This window comes from Aquiflexum sp. (genome assembly GCF_977115555.1).
In genome coordinates, this window is sequence record NZ_CDSBKL010000616.1 from 1 (window position 1) to 1,665 (window position 1,665).

At 39.4% G+C, this 1,665-nt stretch carries 3 protein-coding genes; 1 reads left to right on the plus strand and 2 read right to left on the minus strand.

All coding sequences use genetic code 11. The annotated features are described in order from the left end of the window. A partial coding sequence (locus tag ACZFYI_RS20115; protein ID WP_462525905.1) for a carbohydrate-binding protein occupies positions 1 to 523 on the plus strand: 523 nt, incomplete at its 5' end. Positions 524 to 665: 142 nt separating this feature from the next. On the opposite strand, the gene ACZFYI_RS20120 is transcribed toward ACZFYI_RS20115, so the two are convergent. Further along, positions 666 to 1,418, minus strand: a complete 753-nt coding sequence (locus ACZFYI_RS20120; RefSeq protein ID WP_462525906.1) for an NIPSNAP family protein — start codon at positions 1,416 to 1,418, stop codon at positions 666 to 668. A gap of 30 nt (positions 1,419 to 1,448) precedes the next feature. Then, positions 1,449 to 1,665: transmembrane 220 family protein (locus ACZFYI_RS20125; protein WP_462525907.1), on the minus strand; the 217-nt coding region annotated here is incomplete at its 5' end.

Below are 1,665 nucleotides of genomic sequence, written 5' to 3' on the forward strand. Positions count from 1 at the left end.
AAGGGTTGGAAAGCCCCTGAGTGAGAATGGTGTGTTTGTCCTTTCAGGAAGTTTTACAGATAGAGGTGGAGAAGGAGTCAAACCTTTGACAGGAAACAGTTCAATTACTCTTCGAAATCCAAAAATGGGAATGGATCAAGCCAAAAATCTTATTGATTATTCTACCATGAATTTTGGTGGAATGACATTCTTGATGATTCCTGACAAAGAAGCATCTTTTTCTTTCGAAGGGATTGATATGACTGATGTAGCCTCTATCCAAGTATTAGGGGGTGGTCAGGAACCAAGTAAAGAAGGGTTTGTCATTGAAGTCAGATTGGGTTCGCCTTCCGGAAAGAAAATCGGTGAAACCAAATTAATGACTTATCCAGGTGGTCCGGGAGGACGCGCAGGGGGAATGGCAAACATCGCCATTGAACCAATTACTGATGGTAAAAAACATGATGTTTATTTTGTGACCAGACCGGCAGCGGCAGGAGAACCTATGGCGATCTTGGTTTCAGCGGAATACAAGGCCAAGTAAGCTTCGGACTTTATTTGCATTAATTAGTAAAATTGATTTATAGCCAAAAGAAATCCCCAAGAAGATCAATCGATTTTCTTGGGGATTTCTTTTTTGAGAAAAAAAATGCTTTGGGAAATTAATTCCTAAAGCAAAATATAATCTACTTCAAAGGAGAAAAAGGCAATGGTTTAAGATAAATAGATTCTACTTTTTCTACGATTTTCCCGTTTTGTTCAGAAGCATCCCTTACTACAATCCATGCAGGATCTTTTGCAAACTTTTCAAACGATGCTTTGCCTGCTTTTTCATTTTTGTGTGCCAAAAGGTAAACCAATTTTGTCTGGACATTTGGATCTTTTTCGACAGTGTACCAATACATGACATTGATCATACCGTGTTTTTGGAATAATTCCCGAGTATAATCACGGAATCTGGCGTGGAGAGCATCCACTTTCCCCGGGAAGATATAATAGGTCCTAAGCTCAAAAACCCTTTCACCTTCATAATCATCGCGGATAAACTCAGGTGTCAGGTCAGGAGCATTTTCCATAAATACCTGATCGACTTTTGCTACCAACTTCCCATTTGCCTCTGAGGCTTTTGCAACAGCTTGCCACTCTGGGTCGTTGATGAATTTATTCCACAAAACATCTCTTGATTCCTTGTTTGGATAGGCAATGATAAACGTCAGGGAATTGTTGGTATCAACAGTGGGGATAAAGTAAGCAATGTTTTCAATTCCATTTTTCTCAAACAACTTCAAAGTATGATCTTGAAATCTTTTGATTAGATCAGGTCTTTTCCCTTCATGGGCAGTGTAAGTCCTCATTTCAAAATACCGGCTATCCTGTGCCATAGTCAGATTTGGCAAAAGAAGTATTATGGCCAAAAGCATCAAAGTTAATTTTTTCATATACAAGGGGGATTTAAGTGAAAATGTGAATCAAGATTTTTTCTTCCAACCAAAATAGGCAGATACCGAAAGTACGACTGCCATAATCAGGAGCCCAAACGTTTCCCTCGCTTCCTCGGATTGCTGGGTTTTCATAGTCAGGTCCTTGTTTTCCATTTCGTAATTGACCCACTCGGAAACAGAGTCAGGGTAGAAATAAACAGCTCCTATGACACAAGCTACAATAACAATTCCCAATGGAATCAAA

Coding starts and splice junctions, on each gene's coding strand:
- ACZFYI_RS20120 (WP_462525906.1), bottom strand. CDS start 1,418: ATGAAAAAATTAACTTTGATGCTTTTGGCCATAATACTTCTTTTGCCA.